Annotated in this window: 15 protein-coding genes, 2 tRNA genes and 1 pseudogene; 8 read left to right on the top strand and 10 right to left on the bottom strand. The window is 51.8% G+C overall.

Going from position 1 to position 16,454, the window contains the following annotated elements; translation table 11 throughout:
* Nucleotides 1–139 precede the first annotated feature (139 nt).
* Together V7Q49_RS08205 and V7Q49_RS08200 are read left to right on the top strand one after the other, a co-directional pair.
* Nucleotides 140–1,768, top strand: coding sequence for an ABC transporter substrate-binding protein (locus V7Q49_RS08205; RefSeq protein WP_333850226.1), 1,629 nt, complete (start codon nucleotides 140–142; stop codon nucleotides 1,766–1,768).
* A 145-nt stretch (nucleotides 1,769–1,913) separates the two neighbouring features.
* Nucleotides 1,914–2,001: transfer RNA gene (locus tag V7Q49_RS08200), tRNA-Ser, on the top strand.
* A gap of 46 nt (nucleotides 2,002–2,047) precedes the next feature.
* Here V7Q49_RS08200 and V7Q49_RS08195 read toward each other — a convergent pair.
* The gene (locus tag V7Q49_RS08195) at nucleotides 2,048–3,727 is read right to left on the bottom strand and encodes a glycoside hydrolase family 43 protein (protein WP_333850225.1); all 1,680 of its coding nucleotides are present in this window, start codon (nucleotides 3,725–3,727) and stop codon (nucleotides 2,048–2,050) included.
* 45 nt (nucleotides 3,728–3,772) lie between these two features.
* Nucleotides 3,773–5,212 (bottom strand): MFS transporter, encoded by a 1,440-nt coding sequence (locus tag V7Q49_RS08190; protein WP_333850514.1) that lies wholly within the window; start codon nucleotides 5,210–5,212, stop codon nucleotides 3,773–3,775.
* Nucleotides 5,213–5,602: 390 nt separating this feature from the next.
* Between V7Q49_RS08190 and V7Q49_RS08185 the strand changes: the two are divergent.
* Together V7Q49_RS08185 and V7Q49_RS08180 are read left to right on the top strand one after the other, a co-directional pair.
* Nucleotides 5,603–5,683: pseudogene (locus V7Q49_RS08185) on the top strand (carbohydrate porin); the annotation flags it as partial.
* 201 nt (nucleotides 5,684–5,884) lie between these two features.
* Nucleotides 5,885–5,972, top strand: a tRNA-Ser gene (locus tag V7Q49_RS08180).
* Between the two features lie 78 nt (nucleotides 5,973–6,050).
* On the opposite strand, the gene V7Q49_RS08175 is transcribed toward V7Q49_RS08180, so the two are convergent.
* The 7 genes from V7Q49_RS08175 to V7Q49_RS08145 all read right to left on the bottom strand — a co-directional run bounded on the left by V7Q49_RS08175 (nucleotide 6,051) and on the right by V7Q49_RS08145 (nucleotide 10,886).
* Entirely contained in the window at nucleotides 6,051–7,157 is a 1,107-nt protein-coding gene (locus V7Q49_RS08175; protein ID WP_333850224.1) for a PTS fructose transporter subunit IIC, read from the bottom strand.
* Between the two features lie 43 nt (nucleotides 7,158–7,200).
* Complete coding sequence (locus tag V7Q49_RS08170) at nucleotides 7,201–7,512, bottom strand: PTS fructose transporter subunit IIB (RefSeq protein WP_333850223.1); 312 nt, start codon at nucleotides 7,510–7,512, stop codon at nucleotides 7,201–7,203.
* 55 nt (nucleotides 7,513–7,567) lie between these two features.
* Nucleotides 7,568–8,038, bottom strand: a complete 471-nt coding sequence (locus tag V7Q49_RS08165; protein WP_333850222.1) for a PTS sugar transporter subunit IIA — start codon at nucleotides 8,036–8,038, stop codon at nucleotides 7,568–7,570.
* A 136-nt stretch (nucleotides 8,039–8,174) separates the two neighbouring features.
* A complete protein-coding gene (gene alsE / locus V7Q49_RS08160; protein WP_333850221.1) occupies nucleotides 8,175–8,852 on the bottom strand; it encodes a D-allulose 6-phosphate 3-epimerase in 678 nt (225 codons plus the stop codon).
* Between the two features lie 22 nt (nucleotides 8,853–8,874).
* Nucleotides 8,875–10,137, bottom strand: a complete 1,263-nt coding sequence (locus tag V7Q49_RS08155) for a PTS ascorbate transporter subunit IIC (protein ID WP_333850220.1) — start codon at nucleotides 10,135–10,137, stop codon at nucleotides 8,875–8,877.
* 31 nt (nucleotides 10,138–10,168) lie between these two features.
* Nucleotides 10,169–10,435, bottom strand: coding sequence for a PTS sugar transporter subunit IIB (locus tag V7Q49_RS08150; RefSeq protein WP_333850219.1), 267 nt, complete (start codon nucleotides 10,433–10,435; stop codon nucleotides 10,169–10,171).
* Nucleotides 10,436–10,445: 10 nt separating this feature from the next.
* On the bottom strand, nucleotides 10,446–10,886 hold the full coding sequence (locus V7Q49_RS08145) for a PTS sugar transporter subunit IIA (protein WP_333850218.1): 441 nt from the start codon (nucleotides 10,884–10,886) through the stop codon (nucleotides 10,446–10,448).
* 222 nt (nucleotides 10,887–11,108) lie between these two features.
* Between V7Q49_RS08145 and V7Q49_RS08140 the strand changes: the two genes are divergently transcribed.
* A complete protein-coding gene (locus tag V7Q49_RS08140) occupies nucleotides 11,109–12,161 on the top strand; it encodes a LacI family DNA-binding transcriptional regulator (RefSeq protein WP_333850217.1) in 1,053 nt (350 codons plus the stop codon).
* A gap of 65 nt (nucleotides 12,162–12,226) precedes the next feature.
* Here V7Q49_RS08140 and V7Q49_RS08135 read toward each other — a convergent pair whose 3' ends face one another.
* Complete coding sequence (locus tag V7Q49_RS08135) at nucleotides 12,227–13,330, bottom strand: NADH:flavin oxidoreductase/NADH oxidase (protein ID WP_333850216.1); 1,104 nt, start codon at nucleotides 13,328–13,330, stop codon at nucleotides 12,227–12,229.
* Between the two features lie 443 nt (nucleotides 13,331–13,773).
* Between V7Q49_RS08135 and cmoA the strand changes: the two genes are divergently transcribed.
* From cmoA to ampC, 3 genes are all read left to right on the top strand, one after another.
* On the top strand, nucleotides 13,774–14,496 hold the full coding sequence (gene cmoA, locus V7Q49_RS08130; protein WP_333850215.1) for a carboxy-S-adenosyl-L-methionine synthase CmoA: 723 nt from the start codon (nucleotides 13,774–13,776) through the stop codon (nucleotides 14,494–14,496).
* The gene (locus tag V7Q49_RS08125; protein WP_333850214.1) at nucleotides 14,493–15,194 is read left to right on the top strand and encodes a methyltransferase family protein; all 702 of its coding nucleotides are present in this window, start codon (nucleotides 14,493–14,495) and stop codon (nucleotides 15,192–15,194) included. Before cmoA ends, V7Q49_RS08125 begins: the two co-directional genes overlap by 4 nt.
* Nucleotides 15,195–15,290: 96 nt before the next feature.
* Nucleotides 15,291–16,436 (top strand): CMY2/MIR/ACT/EC family class C beta-lactamase, encoded by a 1,146-nt coding sequence (gene ampC, locus V7Q49_RS08120; protein ID WP_333850512.1) that lies wholly within the window; start codon nucleotides 15,291–15,293, stop codon nucleotides 16,434–16,436.
* Nucleotides 16,437–16,454: the final 18 nt, after the last annotated feature.

Below are 16,454 nucleotides of genomic sequence, written 5' to 3'. Positions count from 1 at the left end.
ACCACTAGCAGAACGAACCGCGGTTTGTCAGGGTTAATCAGATCAAGCTCTTATAGGTCACTGAAATATATTGCCTTATTCCCGACGCAACGCTAAGAGTTATTTTGCATCGTCAAAACTAAACGATAAGGCGAAGGACATGAAACCATCATCACGCGCTCCATTTACACTCTCTTTGCTGACGGCAGGCATCCTTTGCGCAAGCGCAACGGCCTTTGCCGCCAGCGTACCGGCAGGAACAGAGCTGGCAGAGAAGCAGGAACTGGTCAGGAATAATGGCAATGAACCGGCATCGCTCGATCCGCATAAAGTCGAAAGCGACGTCGAATTCAATATTATCAGCGATTTGTTCGACGGGTTGGTCAGCGTCTCGCCGGACGGGACGATCCAGCCGCGGCTGGCCGAAAAATGGGAGAACAAAGACAACACCGTCTGGACGTTCCATCTCCGTCCGGGTATTACCTGGAGCGACGGCACCGCTATCACCGCTCAGGACGTGGTCTGGAGCTGGCAACGGCTGGTGGATGCGAAAACCGCTTCGCCTTACGCCAGCTACCTCGGCAACATGCATCTGGTGAATGCTTCGGACATCGCTCAGGGTAAAAAAACGCCCGACACCCTGGGAGTCAAAGCGTTGAACGATACCACTCTTGAAGTGACGCTGACCCAGCCTAACGCGGCCTTCCTTGCCATGCTGGCGCACCCGTCGCTGGTGCCGGTCGATAAAGTGTTGATTGGTCGCTATGGCGATAAGTGGACCAAGCCGGAGCACTTTGTCAGCAGCGGGGCCTATACCCTTAGCCAGTGGGTGGTCAACGAGCGGATCATCGCCGAGCGTAACCCGCGCTACTGGGACAATGCCCATACGGTGATCAACAAAGTGACCTACCTGCCGATCACCTCCGAAGCCGCCGAGGTCAACCGCTACAAGGCCGGCGAAATTGACATTGTCTACACCGTGCCGATCAACCAGTTCGCCCAGCTGAAAAAAACGCTGGGCAGCGAGCTGGATGTCTCCCCGCAGCTGGCGACCTACTACTACGAATTCAACACTACCCGTCCGCCGTTTAACGACCCGCGCGTGCGTCAGGCGCTGAACCTGGCGTTGGATAAAGACGTTATCGCCGGGAAGGTGTTAGGGCAGGGGCAGCGTCCGGCATGGGTCATCAGCCAGCCGGATATCGGCGGCGTCAAACTGCACAACCCGGAGTACGCCAGCTGGCCGCTGGAAAAACGCATTACCGAAGCGAAGAAGCTGCTGAACGAGGCGGGCTATAACGACAGCCATCCGCTGAGCTTTAAGCTGCTGTATAACACCTCGGAGTCGCACCAGCGGATTGCCATCGCCGCCAGCTCAATGTGGAAGAAAAACCTCGGCGTGGAGGCGAAGCTGCAAAACCAGGAGTGGAAAACGATGCTGGACACCATGCACACCCACAACTTTGACGCGGTGCGCTACGCCTGGATCGCTGATTACGACGATGCGGCCACCTTCCTGAATAACTTCCGTACCGGCGACAGCGAGAACACCAGCCAGTACAGCAATCCGGCCTATGACGAAGCGCTGGTCAATGCCGCAAAAGCGAAGACCACCGCCGAGCGCGGCACCTTCTACCAGCAGGCCGAAGATCTGCTGGCCCGTGATGTACCGGCGATCCCGGTCTATCACTACGTGCGTACCCACCTGGTGAAGCCGTGGGTTGGGGGCTTTACGCCGGATAAGCTGGGGTACTATTTCACCAAAGAGATGTACATCAAAAAGCACTAAGGACCGGCGGTAAGATTTTGTGCTGATAAAATGGTCAGAGTGTCGTCTATTCAACCGATTAAACGCATTTTGACTATTTTTCAGGCGAACGATTGTGCTCATACTTTACAGCGCACACTGAGATGTTTATAGTTCGCCTCACTTAGGAAGCGTGGCCGAGCGGTTGAAGGCACCGGTCTTGAAAACCGGCGACCCGAAAGGGTTCTAGAGTTCGAATCTCTACGCTTCCGCCAAATTTGAAAGCCCTGCGATAGCGATATCGCAGGGCTTTTCGTTTACTTAATTCACACGCAATTCGCTTGCGTCCCAGCTATACGCATCATTTCCCGTCAACGTATCGCCCAGCTCCTGATAAACGAAGTCATAAAAGTCTGCGCTGGTTTCGTAACCCGAGTAATCAACGGCCGCGAGGCCAACAAACGCCCCGGTAAAGAACCCACCATAGCTTTGCAGAACATAATCGTCTGACAGTATCGCGGCATCCAGTTTGACCGGGATCTCAGTGAAAGTGACGCCATCAAAGCTGTATTCATAGGTATAGCTTTCTTTCCGAACTTTCGTGCGGAACCAGACGTATTCTGTCCCCTCCGGGATCTTGATGGCGTTATCTTTCAAATAAGACGTATATTTCCCACGGTTGTTTTCACCTATTTCGATCACCGAACCATTAATTTCATTCCAGGTAATGAAAATGAAACTCCAGTGACGGTCATTATAATAATTCGTCAAGCCTGCCATCTGTTGATAACTAAATGGATTGAATTTGACTTTGACCTGAGCATCAAAATAAAAGGCCTGCCAGCGTCGGGCAATCAGCGAGAGGTCATGGGTATTCGCTAAAGAACCCTGTCCCGTTAAGGTCAGTTTTCCCTCGCCCGTGGTGCCCATTTTTTCGGTAAACGGGACACGGAGCGTATTCCAGTTAATGTCGAGTGTCGCAGTGGTGAAATCATCGTGTTGGCTATGATCTTTTGCGCTTTCGGTGAAAATGGCATCGGCTGGCCCTTCGACAAAGGTTTTTCCACCATGGCCTCCTGCAATACGCGGCCAGCCATCTTCATCCCAGTAGACTTTCTGAATAGAGGTTTCCCGGCCTAGGGTTGACCAACCCCGAGGGTCGTAGACTGACTCACCGGGCCGATTCCACGGACGTGCGCAAAGCGAGGCGTAATACCATTCACCGCCGGGCGTCGAAACCAGGGCACCATGACCCTGCTTCTGGATATAGCTGTCTGGCTTATCGACGTTGGTTAAGAATACCTCACCGGGCTCTGTTTCGAAGCTGTTGGCCTCTAAGGTTCTGGAACGCGCAACCACCTCCTGGTGGGTGAACACCGTCCCGCCCTGAGCGGCGAAAAGATAGTAATAGCCGTTCAGTTTATAGAGATGTGGCCCCTCAACAAGTGCAACGGCAGTGCCGCGATAAATCGTGCGCGCTGTCTCAGGTTTTAATTTTAGCGTCCGGGTATCCAGCTCCGTTAAGGTGATGCCATCAAAGGGATGATGGTACTCCCGATGATCCCAGGTTTGTTGCACTACATATTTACGCCCATCGTCGTCATGGAACAGTGACGCATCAAACCCGACGCCATTAAGTTTAATGGGATCCGTCCAGGGGCCCCGAATATCTGTGGCGGTGGTCAGATAATTGGTCATGTCCTTAAAAGCACCTTCGGTGATTTTCACATCCGTGTAGACCAGCCAGAATTTGCCCTCTGCGTATGAAAGCGCCGGTGCCCAAATCCCCCCTGACGAAGGGTTGCCGCGCATATCTAATAGCGCTGTGGTTGATAATGGGCTGGGCAGCAGATTCCAGTTTTGCAGGTCTTTGGATTCATGTAAACGAACGCCGGGAAACCACTCAAACGTTGAGTTTGCAATATAGTAGGTATCTTCTACACGAATAATGCTCGGGTCTGGGTTAAAACCAGGCAGTACAGGGTTCTGAATAAGCGACATAACATTCTACCTTTTAACGTTTTTCTAACTTATCTATTTCTTCGACTAGACGCGGATCGCATCAAGCTGACGATTAATGTCTGTAACGTGTTTATCTGAGATGGGGTAAATGTGAATTACGACCATCGAGATAAACGCTAAAACAATGGGGATCCAAACTGCGGTGACAATTATTCCGTCGATAGCATTCATGCTTTGCTGTGCGCCGGTTTCGTTAAAGCCATAAGCAGCCAGTAACCACAGTGGAATCGCGCCGCCGATAGTAAAACCAATCTTGAAAAAGAGGCCCATAATGGCATTGATGATGGCAGCATTGCGCTTACCTGATTTTAATTCACCATAAGCAATCACTTCAGGCACCAGTGCCCACATGAATCCGGTCGCCGAGGTTAAACCCCATTGCTTAATAAACGTGGCGATGTAAGCCAGCCAAAGTGCATCATGCATCCCCTCGCGGGACCAAACGTAAGTCAGTAATTCCCCGACGATAAACATGCCCAGGAAGATGTGGAAGAAGCCTTTTTTACCGAAGATTTTTTTCAGTTTTGGCCAGAAAATGGGGAACAGAATACCCGGAATTGATGCGACAAGGCCCACGGCACCCATCCATTCGGAATGACCGACAACATACTGATTGAAAAAGCCATTCACCGTATTCATGAAGAACATAAATGTGAAGGCCAGCATGAAAAATAAACCGAGAATAACCAGTGGGCGATTATTTTTGAGTTCAAGGAATAAATCTGTCGTTTTGACGTTAGCCGTTTGTTCTGCTGAGGCAACAACGCGTTCTTTGGTGAATTTGTAGCAAATAAAAAGTGCAACGGCTCCAATTACCATATAAATCGAGTAAACACCAAACCAGGCGTAATTCGCGGAGGGATCGGTATAGTTCCCCATATTGAGTTCAAGCCCAAAGAACCCCGTATCCTTGAGGCTGCGATCCTTTGGCGAGGCCATCTGGACAAACATGGGAAAGAGGGTATAGACCAGAAGGTTGGCACTATTGGCCAGCATCATGCGCGTACTGGTCAGTTTATCGATAGAGTCAGGATCTCGCGTCAATGAGGCATTGAGTGAACCATAAGGAATGTTCACCACGGAATAAACCAGATCCAGCGCCAGATAAACCATAAATGCAAAGGGAACGGAACCCTTGACGCCAGGAATGGGCGCAAAAAGTAACGCGGAAAGAATAACGAGCGGAACGCCCGCCCTTAAAATCCAGGGGCGATACTTCCCCGCCTTTGAACTTCTTTTGTCAACATAGGTGCCGACCATTGGATCCCAAAATACGTTGATGATGCGGACAAAAAGAAATATGAATCCTGCCGTGGCGGTACCGATGGTATTTACCGTCAACATATGAAGCGCCAGAAAACCACCGATCGTGCCAAACACCAGGTTTTGCGCAAAGTCCCCCATCCCGTAGCCAATGCGCTCCCCACGAGATAATTTATGATATTCATCATGCCGGCTTTGCATTATTTTTTTACGCATTCTAATCCGATCTCCGATTTGCTTTATGAATGTCAGGCTCTTTCTGACACAGGTGAGGCGGGAGAATCCATTACGTTTTTAAATTAATTAATTATGTTTTTTTACTTCTGTGATCGTCAAAACACAGGGGTATATAGAACCTCTAAATAGCTCAGGTACAGAGCTATAAAAGTGATGGAAATATAAGGGTGTTTTTGCGACGCGGTTCACGTTTGAGGATTATCTTACTGCGATAGTGAAATAACGTAATAAAATAAAGCAACTTGTTCTGATAATAACAACGTATTCTGTCAATCCGGAACGGGGTGGTTATTGTCTGAATAAAATTCAACTCTATGGAGATAACCATAATATGAAAAAAAACGGCCATTAACCATGGCGGTTATCGCCGCGCTCTGCCCGATTTCTGTCCTCGTCGTGGCATTTACGCAGGAGCAAATCGACGCCATTATGGCCTGAGTCGTGGATAAATGCGCCTCCGAGTCTTCAACGGCTGCGCGATGTGAGAAGCAGGGTTCTGAGCGCTTATCCGGATTACGATCTCAACGTTTGCACCAAGGTGTAGACAACTGCGCCGGAGAAAAACCGGAACATTTTCAGTTTCTTCAATTTCCCCTTTACATAGCGCGCAGAGATGTTTATAGTGCGCCTCACTTTGGAAGCGTGGCCGAGCGGTTGAAGGCACCGGTCTTGAAAACCGGCGACCCGAAAGGGTTCTAGAGTTCGAATCTCTACGCTTCCGCCAAATTAGAAAAACCCTGCGATAGCAATATCGCAGGGTTTTTTGCATTTTGGCTGTTATTTCCCGTCGCTACCTGAATACTTAGCTTATTTTGATGTCATCCAGGTTGATGTCTTCCTCTTCCTGATCGTTATTGATAATCACATCACGAGGAACATCTTTTTTAATGACGGCATAAACAGTGGCTGTTACCAGGATGTTTACCAGCAGTGCCATAATACCCGCCATAGGATGAGACATGGTAGGAATCATCAACACGCCACCAAAAGGTACTGTTGCATCGGCACCGTAGACCATGGTGACCGCACCGCCACAAGCGCCACCGATTGCAGCAGCGGTAATACCCCGGACGATATCATTCATCACTATAGGTATCGATCCTTCAACGATATTCACAACCCCCATCGGAACCGCTGATTTTAACATTTCGATTTCTTCGTGATTATAGATATTTTTGCGAAGAAGTTTAGCGATAAAAAATGCAAGCCCTAAACCGATGGGGGTTGCTGTGTTAACTAGCTGAAGGGCAGTAATAGGCTCGTTTATACCCTGAGCCTGAAGTGTTAAAACGAATGCGAAGCACGTTTTATTGATCGGCCCGCCAAAGTCAACGATACATAACGCCCCAATAACAGCCCCTAACAGTAAATTAGATGAAGTCCCCATACTTCTCAGGAAAGATGTCAGCGCGTCGGTAAATATGCCAATAGGCGTACCGATGATATAGACCATGATCAGGGCACTGAGGATGGATGCAAAAAAGGGCACTATCAAGGTAGGCATTAAACCCCGAGCCCAGCCCGGAACCTTGACATTTTTTATAATCGCCAGAGCGATATACCCCGAAATGTAGCCCCCGAGCATGCCCCCGATGAAACCCGCACCAATGGCATTAGCCGCCAGACCTACGACGAAACCCGGGGCAATACCGGGTTTGCCTGCGATCGAGCCGGAAATGCCGATGGCAATCACCACGGGTAAGAGTCCCAGTGCCCTGGCCCCCATAGTGGCAAAGGCCTGCCATAGATCAAACTGACCCGGCACTAATGAATCCTGAACCGTACCGCCAAGACCCATACCGATAGCAATAATAAAACCAGCCCCACAGACAATGGGGATCAAGTATGAGATAGCCGTCAGCAAATGCCCTTTAGGGTTTGCTGCTTTCCATATTTCTTTTATATTCATAAATTACGCCCTTTAATTCGTTCAGGATACGCACAGGTAAAAGTTATGAATTGACTAATTCACCGAGTTTTTCGATAAGTTTATTGGGCGATTTAACCGCCATTTCCGTTGGTACTTTGACGACTTTCTTTCCGGCGAACCTTTCTTCACCAGACACTTTAACATCAGCGGCTAACAGGACGATGTCGGCTTGGGCTATCTCATCTGCGGTGAGGGCATTCTCGATACCTATTGTCCCTTGTGTTTCAATTTTGACATTATGCCCGGCTTTTTTTGCGGCTATTTCAATTTTCTTTTGTGCAATATAGGTATGTGCAATGCCTACAGTACAAGCTGTGACGCCAACAATATTCATAACTGTTCTCCAGGGTGTAATTATTTTTGATGCTATAACAGAGGTGATAAGTAAATTAAGCGTTAATGCCTTCATCTTGAGGGAGCAAGAGATCAATGATTTTTTGGGGATCGTTTTCCTTCAGTAATTTTTCTATTATCTCCTCATCTGCTAACGATCCAGAGACCTGTGATAATAATCGGATGTGAGTGGCATTTTGATCCACTAAACAAACAGCAAATAAAATAACGCAGCGGACATCGCTACCATCCATGGTTTCCCAGGGGATTTGATGTTGGGTTCGTCCAATGGCCAGTGCCGTATGGGCAACGCCTGCGGATTTCCCATGCGGGATGGCAATATGATTTTCGAATCCAGTTGAGCCCTGTTCCTCACGTAGCCAGACATCTTTCAGGAACACATCTTTATGAGTGACAGCCCCGTCAAGGACTAATAAGTCAGCTAATTCTTCAATTGCTTCTTCTTTGGTTTTAGCCGTCATGTTTAGCTTAATATTTTTTATATTAAGCACATTCGAAATATTCATAACTCACCTTCATTAATAAAAGAGGGGTACAGCGCCCTCAACCGTACAAATCAAGCGCGGGGGCAAAGAGACAGACCGGTTAATTAGACGCTTTACCCTGCGCAATGGCTCAATACGGCTGAGCGCACTGCAATTTTCAGGCAGCGACTTCGCGCTGGTAGATATCGACCATTTTATCCCAGGCATCGCTGACATCATCCGCCAGGGAGAACAGGCCCGAGGTTCCCACAATAAAGACGTCAACGCCGGACTGAGAGATAACGTTGAAGGTTTTCTCGTTGCAGGAGCCGTCAATTTCGGTCAGGTAGTGGTAACCCTGTGCTTCGCGCATCGCAATCAGCTGTTTGATCTTATTGAGCGATTCCGGAATAAATTTTTGCCCCGCATAGCCTGGGTCAACTGACATGACCGTCACTTTATCCAGCAGGTGCGCGTACTCTTTAATAGCATCTGCCGGAGTAGCCGGGTTTAACACCACGCCACAGCGACGACCCGCATCTTTAATCTGATTCAGCAGACGGAAGATTTTGTTATTCGCCGTCTCCGGATGGAAGCTGATAATATCGGCCCCGGCATCAATGCACATTGGAATAATATCTTCCGGGTGATTCACCATAAGATGCACATCAATTGGCACATCGGTAATTTTCTTCAGATTTTCGATAAAGAACGGTGACAGCGTGATGTTCTTCACATAGCTGCCGTCCATAATATCGACGTGATAAAAATCAGCCCGACCGTTCATTGCCGTAATTTGTTCTCTGAACTGCGTTAAATCCATACACATTAACGAGGGCGAAAATTTGGCCGCCATACCTTACCTCCATAAGAATCAATTAGTTAAACAGTGACACGACATGCCCGAGAATGATGCCAACAACACCGAAGTCCGCATCGCCAAAGGTGGTAGATGCAAAGCCAAGGTCGCCCATCAGAGGCAGCAAAATTGCAGGCAAAAATGAAATCAACAGGCCGTGAGCAAAGGCACCTATCACCGCGCCGCGACGTCCGCCGCAGATGTTGCCGTAAACGCCCGCCGTCGCGCCGCAGAAGAAGTGGGGCACCAGGCCTGGAACAATGACGCTTAAACCAAAGAGTGGACACAGGAACATGCTCACCAGGCCGGCGGCAAAGCTTGACAGGAAGCCGACGATCACTGCGTTCGGGGCGAATGGAAAGACGGTTGGGCAGTCGAGCGCCGGTTTGGCATCTTTCACCAGCTTGTCGGCGATGCCTTTAAACGCCGGCACAATTTCGGCAATAATCATGCGCACACCCGCAAGGATGATCCACACGCCTGCTGCGAAGGTCAGCGACTGGATAATGGCGAAGATGATAAAGTTCTGGCCACCACTGACGCTGGTCTCGACAAACTCTTTGCCTGCTACCAGCACCAGGATCACGAACAGGATCATCATCGTCAGCGAGATAGCGACCGAGGAGTCACGCAGAAAGTTCAGCGATTTCGGCACCTTCAGCTCTTCAATCGACGGGCTGCCTTTACCGACCACTTTCCCCACCAGCGCCGACAGCAGATAGCCGGTTGAACCGAAGTGGCCCAGCGCCAGGTCATCAGTGCCTGTTATTTTGCGGGTGAACGGCTGCAGAATAGCCGGAGAAACCACCATCATGATGCCTAGGATCACCGCGCCCACCACGACCACCCAGAACGGCGTCAGACCGCCGACGGAGAGGATGACAGCCAGCATCGCCGACATATACAGCGTGTGATGCCCGGTCAGGAAGATGTACTTCAGCGGCGTAATACGGGCAAGAACAATGTTAAACAACATCCCCAGCACCATGATCATTGCCGTCGCGGTACCGTAGTTTTTCTGCGCCAGAGCGGCCATGGCATCGGTATTTGGCACCACCCCCTGAATATGGAATGAGTGCTCAAATAACTGACTAAATGTCGTTAACGTGGAGGCAACAATTGCCGCCCCGGAGGTTAATATCACGAAACCCATAATGGTTTTGAGGGTTCCTGAAATAACTTCAGAAAATGCTTTTTTCTGCAACAATAAGCCGATCAGGGAAAACAGACCGACCAGTATTGCGGGTGTACCCAACACATCGTGAATGATAAACTGCAGCATAGAATAACTCCGTAGGGCCGCAAGTAATGACTCAGAGATTCTCGGAAAGAATTTCTTTAATTTTATTGTTATCCAGCAGATTAGATAGGCCAAATACCTGTGCAGAATGGCTGGAGAGATGTTCAGCTATATCTTTAGCGCTAAGAATAATATCGGCAGTTTCGCTTTTTGCCGAGGTCAGATCGGTATGGGAGACGTCAGCTTCTTTATTCAGTTCTTTAATTATTTTTTTTACGTTCATTTCAACGATAAAACTGCTGCCTAAACCGTTACCGCAAACAATCAGAACCTTTTTCATCTCTACCTCACTATCCGTTGATAACGTTTTGAATTGATTCCATTGATGATGCTTTCAGCAGCGCTGAGAGTCGCTCATCATCACTAAAAATGTCCGCCAGGGCTGTAATCATATTGATGTGCTCATCTCCGGAAAGTGCACATAACATGATGACAACGTAAATAGGATCATTCTCTTGCGCGTCGAAAGAGACGCCTTGTTTAATATGCAAAAGCGATAACCCATTTTTAATCGCTCCTTGCTCCGGACGAGCATGAGGCATTGCCAGACCAGGCGCTAAAACATAATAAGGGCCGAGCTCCTGGTGGCTGTTAAAAATGGCGTTAATATAACCTTCAGTAATCGCCTTTTTTGCCATTAATGGCTGAGCAGATAACCTAATGGCCTGTTTCCAGTCGCTGACTGAATCCACAATCTGGATATTTTCCGCAGGTAACCAGGTCGTAATCATAAATACACCGATAGCAATGAAAGTGAATCTACTATAGTGGAATGCCTTCGCGGCTTACCGTGATCTGTATCTCAAAGTTAGCGCTAACATGGCTGTAATGTTAAAATTCTTGTTACCGCTAACTTGGTTGACCATACTTATCATTACTTTGCAGTTGGGCAATGCGCAAAATGCTAAACATCATTTACAATGGCTGCCCAGACAGGCGAAAGGAGGACATCAGTGCAGACGTTACAAGCAGACGATAGCGCGCCAGAAAAACGCAGGAAAAATACCGGTAAAATTACGCTCGCTGAAGTTGCAAAACTGGTCGGCGTCAGCACCATGACCGTATCGCGCGCGTTACGTATGCCTGAAAAAGTGAATCCTGAACTGCGCACCCGTATCGAAGCGGCGGTGAGTGAGCTGGGTTATGTGCCCAACCTGCAGGCCCGCAGCCTCGCTTCTGCCGATTCCAGTCTGGTGATGGGCGTGGTGCCTTCTTTTTCATCCCCAGGATTTCTTGCCGTCTCCGAAACGCTGCAGACCGTGCTTGCGACCCAGGGCTACAGCATGATGTTTATCGAGTCTGGCCAGGGCGGGCAGAGTGAGGAAAAAGCCTTTGGGCAAATGCTCGCCTATAACCCGGCGGCAATTGTTCAGTTCAACATTGATAACCTCAGCAGCTGTTCGCAAATGATAAGTCACACCGGCGTGCCGGTCGTTGAGATTGGCGCCATCAATCGCGATGCAGAGTGGGTCAGCATCGGGGCTGACTACGCTGCGGCCATCAAAAAACTGGTTACGTCACTCGCGCAGAGCGGATATAAAAATATTGGCCTGCTCTGCACCGCCTCCAATAACATCATGTTTCGCCAGGTACTGAGCGGCTGGAACAGCGCCATGCTCTCCGTTAACCACTCCCCACATCGCGTGGTGACCTCTCATTTACCCCCAGGCATTACGACCGGTTTAAACCTGCTGGGCGATATTCGTATCACCTGGCCAGAGCTGGATGCACTGATTTGCACCTCTGATGAAATTGCCTGCGGCTGCATTATGGCCTGCCACGGTGCGGGGCTTAAGGTGCCTAATTCCCTGGCATTGGCAAGCTTGAGTGGGGGTACCCTTGCCGCGGTGTGCTCACCGGCTTTGACTGCCGTTGAATTCCCATGGAGTGAAACGGGCACGCTTGCAGGAAAAACCTTGCTTGATCTTCTGGCGGGCAAACCGACGGATAAAGTCATTGAATTGCCTTCGACTTTACAATTCCGCGCCAGCACCCGGAAACAGTAAGGGTCATTGAATACACGTTATTCCGATCGGAAACCCGTGAAAACACGGGTTTCCTCTGCGCAAGGTCAGGACTTAAACAGATTCTTCAGCGTGTGCGGCTGGCAGCGCAGATACTGGTCGGGCGCACGCACCTGAGCCCCCAGTTCCGCCGCCGCATGCCATGGCCAGCGCGGATTGTAGAGCGCGCCACGGGCGATACCAATGATATCCGCATCCCCGCTGGCGACGATGGACTCCGCATGCTCGGGGTCAGTGATTAACCCTACCGCCACCACCGGAATATTCACGGCAGCTTTCACCGCTCTTGCCAGCGGTACCTGATAGCCAGGGTAGACCTCAATCTGCTGATCGGGGTGCAGACCGCCGCTGGAGACGTGAATGGCATCCACGCCGCGGGCTTCGAGCATTTTCGAGAATGCCACGGCCTCCTCGAGGTTAAATCCGCCCTCAACCCAGTCCGTCGCGGAGATACGCACGCTGATCGCTTTATCGGCAGGGAAGGCTTCCCGCACCGCGTCGACGATTTCCAGCGGGAATCGGGCGCGGTTTTCCAGCGACCCACCGTAGTTATCCGTACGCTGGTTCGAGAGCGGGGATAAAAATTGATGCAACAGATAGCCATGCGCGGCGTGGATCTGGATCAGGTCAATATTCAGTCGGGCGGCACGTTTTGCAGCCTCTGCGAACTGGCTGCGAATTTCGGCTAACCCGTTGCTGTCGAGGGCGGTCGGGATCGTATACCCCTCGCTGTAGGGCACCGCGGAAGGGGCTAAGGTTTGCCAGCCACCCTGCTGATCCGGCGGGATTTGACCGTGCTTATCCCAGGGCTTGTAGGTCGAGGCTTTGCGGCCCGCATGGGCCAGCTGGATACCGACAGGAATATCTGACCACTTACGGATAGTCCTGAGCACTCCGGCCATCGCTTCCTCAGTTTTGTCATCATAGAGCCCGACGTCGGCGTAGGTAATTCGGCCTTCAGGGGAGACGGCTGCCGCCTCAATGGTGAGCAGGCCCGCGCCGGACAGGGCCAGTTGCCCCAGATGGAGGGTATGCCAGTCAGTCATGCAGCCCTCTTCGGCGGAATACTGACACATGGGGGCGATCACGATACGGTTTTCGAGTTCAAGATTGCGGATACGTAACGGTGTAAACAGCTTGGGTTTAGACATACATGTCACTCCAGATTGCAACGTTTTCAGGTAGTCAGGGCTGGCGCACGAAAATTGTCGTTGGGGCAATAACTTGCGTGCAAGCAGATTGGGGGGGTCGACCTTAACCACTCGGACAGTCAAGTCTAGACGCTTTCCACCCGATCGACGACCTCCCGGTTAAGGTCAGAACAAGGGAAATGAATGGATGGCGGCGGGAGAAGGGGAGCGGCTGCTGTTTGGCAGCACGTAATCGGGATCCAGGCTACAGGATCGCAATGCCAGCGTGTCATGTTGTTGAACCCCACTGGCACTCTCTTCTGCTCCCGTCTATATGTTACTAAGTTTGTCTAAAGCCTGGCGCCATCAACTGCATTTCAATTCTGACTTATAAAAAAATTAATTTCAGGCCCCGTCCTCTCCTGGCGGGGGAACGTTGTGATGTCTTTTTACCGGAAAAACGTATGACTCTGGATAAGGTGTTTGCACAGCAAAAAGAAGCCGAAGATTTTCGGTTTGATGAGAAGGTGGCAGGGGTATTTGACGATATGGTCGATCGCTCTGTGCCGTTTTATCAGGAAATACAGCGGATGGTGAGCGAACTGGCGGCGGATTATGCCGTGCCGGGCAGCTACCTGTGCGATCTGGGGTGCGCCACCGGCAACACCCTGGCGCTGATGGACGGGGTGGTTGCCCCGGATGTCAGCTTTATTGGCATTGATAACTCCCCGGAGATGCTGGAGAGATGCCGGGCGAAGTTTGAACAACGTCTCTCAGGACGCACCCCGCACTTTCTGTGCCACGACCTGAAAGAGATGCAGCTCCCGGAAAATACCGCGGTGGTCACGATGCTGCTGACGCTGATGTTCGTCCGACCGGTTCACCGGCGGGCGGTGCTGACGTCTATCGCCGAGGCGCTCAATCCCGGCGGGGCGCTGATTCTGGTGGAGAAGGTGGTTTGCGACTCCCCCGAGCTCAACCGGCGGTTTATCAAGTATTACTACGACATGAAGCGGCGGCACGGCTACAGCGAACTGGAGATCAGCCAGAAGCGTGAAGCCCTGGAAAATGTGCTGATCCCCTATACGGAGAGCGAGAACCGACAGATGCTGGCCGATGCCGGGTTCAGTCGGGTGGAGGTCTTCTTCCGCTGGTATAACTTCTGCGGCATGGTGGCGGTCAAATGATGGTCACTGTCGGTAATTTCTTATTCCGCACCCGCAATGCCCTGTTTCCCCTGCTGTACCTGACCCTGTTCGCGGGCTTTGAGCGGGTCAGCGATGCCAGTGAGGTGATGCTGATCCTGGGCAGCCTGATCGCCCTGATCGGGCAGGGGATACGCATTCTCACCGTCGGGCTGGACTATATAGTCCGCGGTGGGCGTAACAAGCGCGTCTATGCCAACGACCTGGTGCAGAACGGGCTGTTTGCACACTGCCGCAACCCACTCTATCTCGGCAACCTGCTGATGATTGTCGGTTTTGGCGTGGCGTCGAATAACCCCTGGTATCTGGCGATCACCCTCCCGCTGTTCTTCCTGGCCTATGCCTGCATTATCGCCGCCGAAGAGCACTATCTGCTGGGACGTTTTGGCGACACCTACCGTGACTACTGCGCCACCACGCCGCGTCTGATGCCCCGCCTGCGCGGCCTGAGCCAGACGTTACGCACCTTCTCGTTCAACTGGCGTCGGGTGGTGGTAAAAGAGTACAGCACCATCAGCATCACCTTGCTGGTGCTGGTTCTGCTGGGTAGCCGGGTGCTGAATGACTCCTCTGACGACTGGGTGCTCTCCGCCGGGCTGGTGGGGCTTATTCTGCTGGCCTGCATTGGCATTCGGGCGTTAAAGAAGTCGGGACGGCTCAGCGCCAAACCGGCACGTTAAAGGTTATCCATGAACAAGGGGGCCTGTATGGCCCCGTTTTACATCCTCCCGCCAGACCGGCAAAATAGCCTCCCTCACTTGTCGATAAAGATCATTCTGATGAAGAAACCATTGCTCTGTGCGCTCCTTGTCTGCCTGTCCGGCTCCGCCCTGGCCACCACGCCGGAGGAGGCGCAGGTCGCGCAGGTGGTTAATCCCACCATCACGGCGCTGATGAAGGCGCAGGCGATCCCGGGGATGGCGGTGGCGGTGATTTATCAGGGCAAACCCTACTTCTTCACCTGGGGGCAGGCAGACGTTGCCAAAAACAAGCCCGTCACCCGCCAGACGCTGTTTGAGCTGGGTTCGGTGAGCAAAACCTTTACCGGGGTGCTGGGCGGCGACGCGGTGGCGCGCGGGGAAATTGCGCTCAGCGATCCGGCAAGCAAATACGGGTCTGCGCTATCGGGCAAGCAGTGGGAGGGCATCACGCTTCTGCATCTGGCGACCTATACCGCAGGCGGCCTGCCGCTGCAGGTGCCGGACAACGTCACCGATGCCGCGTCGCTGGATAAGTACTATCAGTCCTGGCAGCCAGCGTGGGCCCCGGGCACGAAGCGGCAGTATGCCAACGCCAGTATTGGCCTGTTTGGTGCCCTGGCGGTGAAACCGTCGAAGATGGATTTTGAGCAGGCGCTCACCCGCCGGGTGCTGCAACCGCTAAACCTCAATCACACCTGGGTCAGGGTCCCGGACAGTGAACAGGCGAACTATGCCTGGGGCTACCGGGACGGCAAGGCGGTACACGTCTCGCCGGGCATGCTGGATGCCGAAGCCTACGGGGTGAAAACGTCCATCGTCGATATGGCGGGCTGGTTGCAGGCCAACCTCTATCCGGAAGGCATTCAGGACGCGTCGCTGAAAAAAGGGGTGGCGATCGCCCAGTCACGCTACTGGCAGGTAGGGGAGATGTATCAGGGGCTGGGTTGGGAGATGCTGACCTGGCCGGTGACCTCCCGCACGCTGGAGCAGGGGGCGGATAACAAATACGCCCTGGCGGCGCGCGATGCCAGAGCCATCACCCCGGCGCAGCCGCCGGTGATGGCCTCATGGGTGCATAAAACCGGGGCGACCGGCGGGTTTGGCAGCTACATCGCCTTTATCCCCGAGAAGAATCTCGGCATTGTGATGCTGGCGAATAAAAATTACCCCAACCCGGAGCGGGTGAAGGCGGCGTATCACATTCTGGACGCGTTGCAGTAAATTCAGAGGCCTGCTTCG

Origin of the sequence: Leclercia sp., assembly GCF_036780805.1 — a bacterium.
GTDB lineage: Bacteria > Pseudomonadota > Gammaproteobacteria > Enterobacterales > Enterobacteriaceae > Enterobacter.
Note: the sequence above shows the minus strand (reverse complement) of the source record. Positions and strands in the feature narration are given on the sequence as shown.

Excerpts from the sequence above, each read along its gene's own strand:
- V7Q49_RS08205 (WP_333850226.1), top strand. The coding sequence starts at position 140 with ATGAAACCATCATCACGCGCTCCATTTACACTCTCTTTGCTGACGGCA.
- V7Q49_RS08195 (WP_333850225.1), bottom strand. The coding sequence starts at position 3,727 with ATGTCGCTTATTCAGAACCCTGTACTGCCTGGTTTTAACCCAGACCCG.
- V7Q49_RS08190 (WP_333850514.1), bottom strand. The coding sequence starts at position 5,212 with ATGCAAAGCCGGCATGATGAATATCATAAATTATCTCGTGGGGAGCGC.
- V7Q49_RS08175 (WP_333850224.1), bottom strand. The coding sequence starts at position 7,157 with ATGAATATAAAAGAAATATGGAAAGCAGCAAACCCTAAAGGGCATTTG.
- V7Q49_RS08170 (WP_333850223.1), bottom strand. The coding sequence starts at position 7,512 with ATGAATATTGTTGGCGTCACAGCTTGTACTGTAGGCATTGCACATACC.
- V7Q49_RS08165 (WP_333850222.1), bottom strand. The coding sequence starts at position 8,038 with ATGAATATTTCGAATGTGCTTAATATAAAAAATATTAAGCTAAACATG.
- alsE (WP_333850221.1), bottom strand. The coding sequence starts at position 8,852 with ATGGCGGCCAAATTTTCGCCCTCGTTAATGTGTATGGATTTAACGCAG.
- V7Q49_RS08155 (WP_333850220.1), bottom strand. The coding sequence starts at position 10,137 with ATGCTGCAGTTTATCATTCACGATGTGTTGGGTACACCCGCAATACTG.
- V7Q49_RS08150 (WP_333850219.1), bottom strand. The coding sequence starts at position 10,435 with ATGAAAAAGGTTCTGATTGTTTGCGGTAACGGTTTAGGCAGCAGTTTT.
- V7Q49_RS08145 (WP_333850218.1), bottom strand. The coding sequence starts at position 10,886 with ATGATTACGACCTGGTTACCTGCGGAAAATATCCAGATTGTGGATTCA.
- V7Q49_RS08135 (WP_333850216.1), bottom strand. The coding sequence starts at position 13,330 with ATGTCTAAACCCAAGCTGTTTACACCGTTACGTATCCGCAATCTTGAA.
- cmoA (WP_333850215.1), top strand. The coding sequence starts at position 13,774 with ATGACTCTGGATAAGGTGTTTGCACAGCAAAAAGAAGCCGAAGATTTT.
- V7Q49_RS08125 (WP_333850214.1), top strand. The coding sequence starts at position 14,493 with ATGATGGTCACTGTCGGTAATTTCTTATTCCGCACCCGCAATGCCCTG.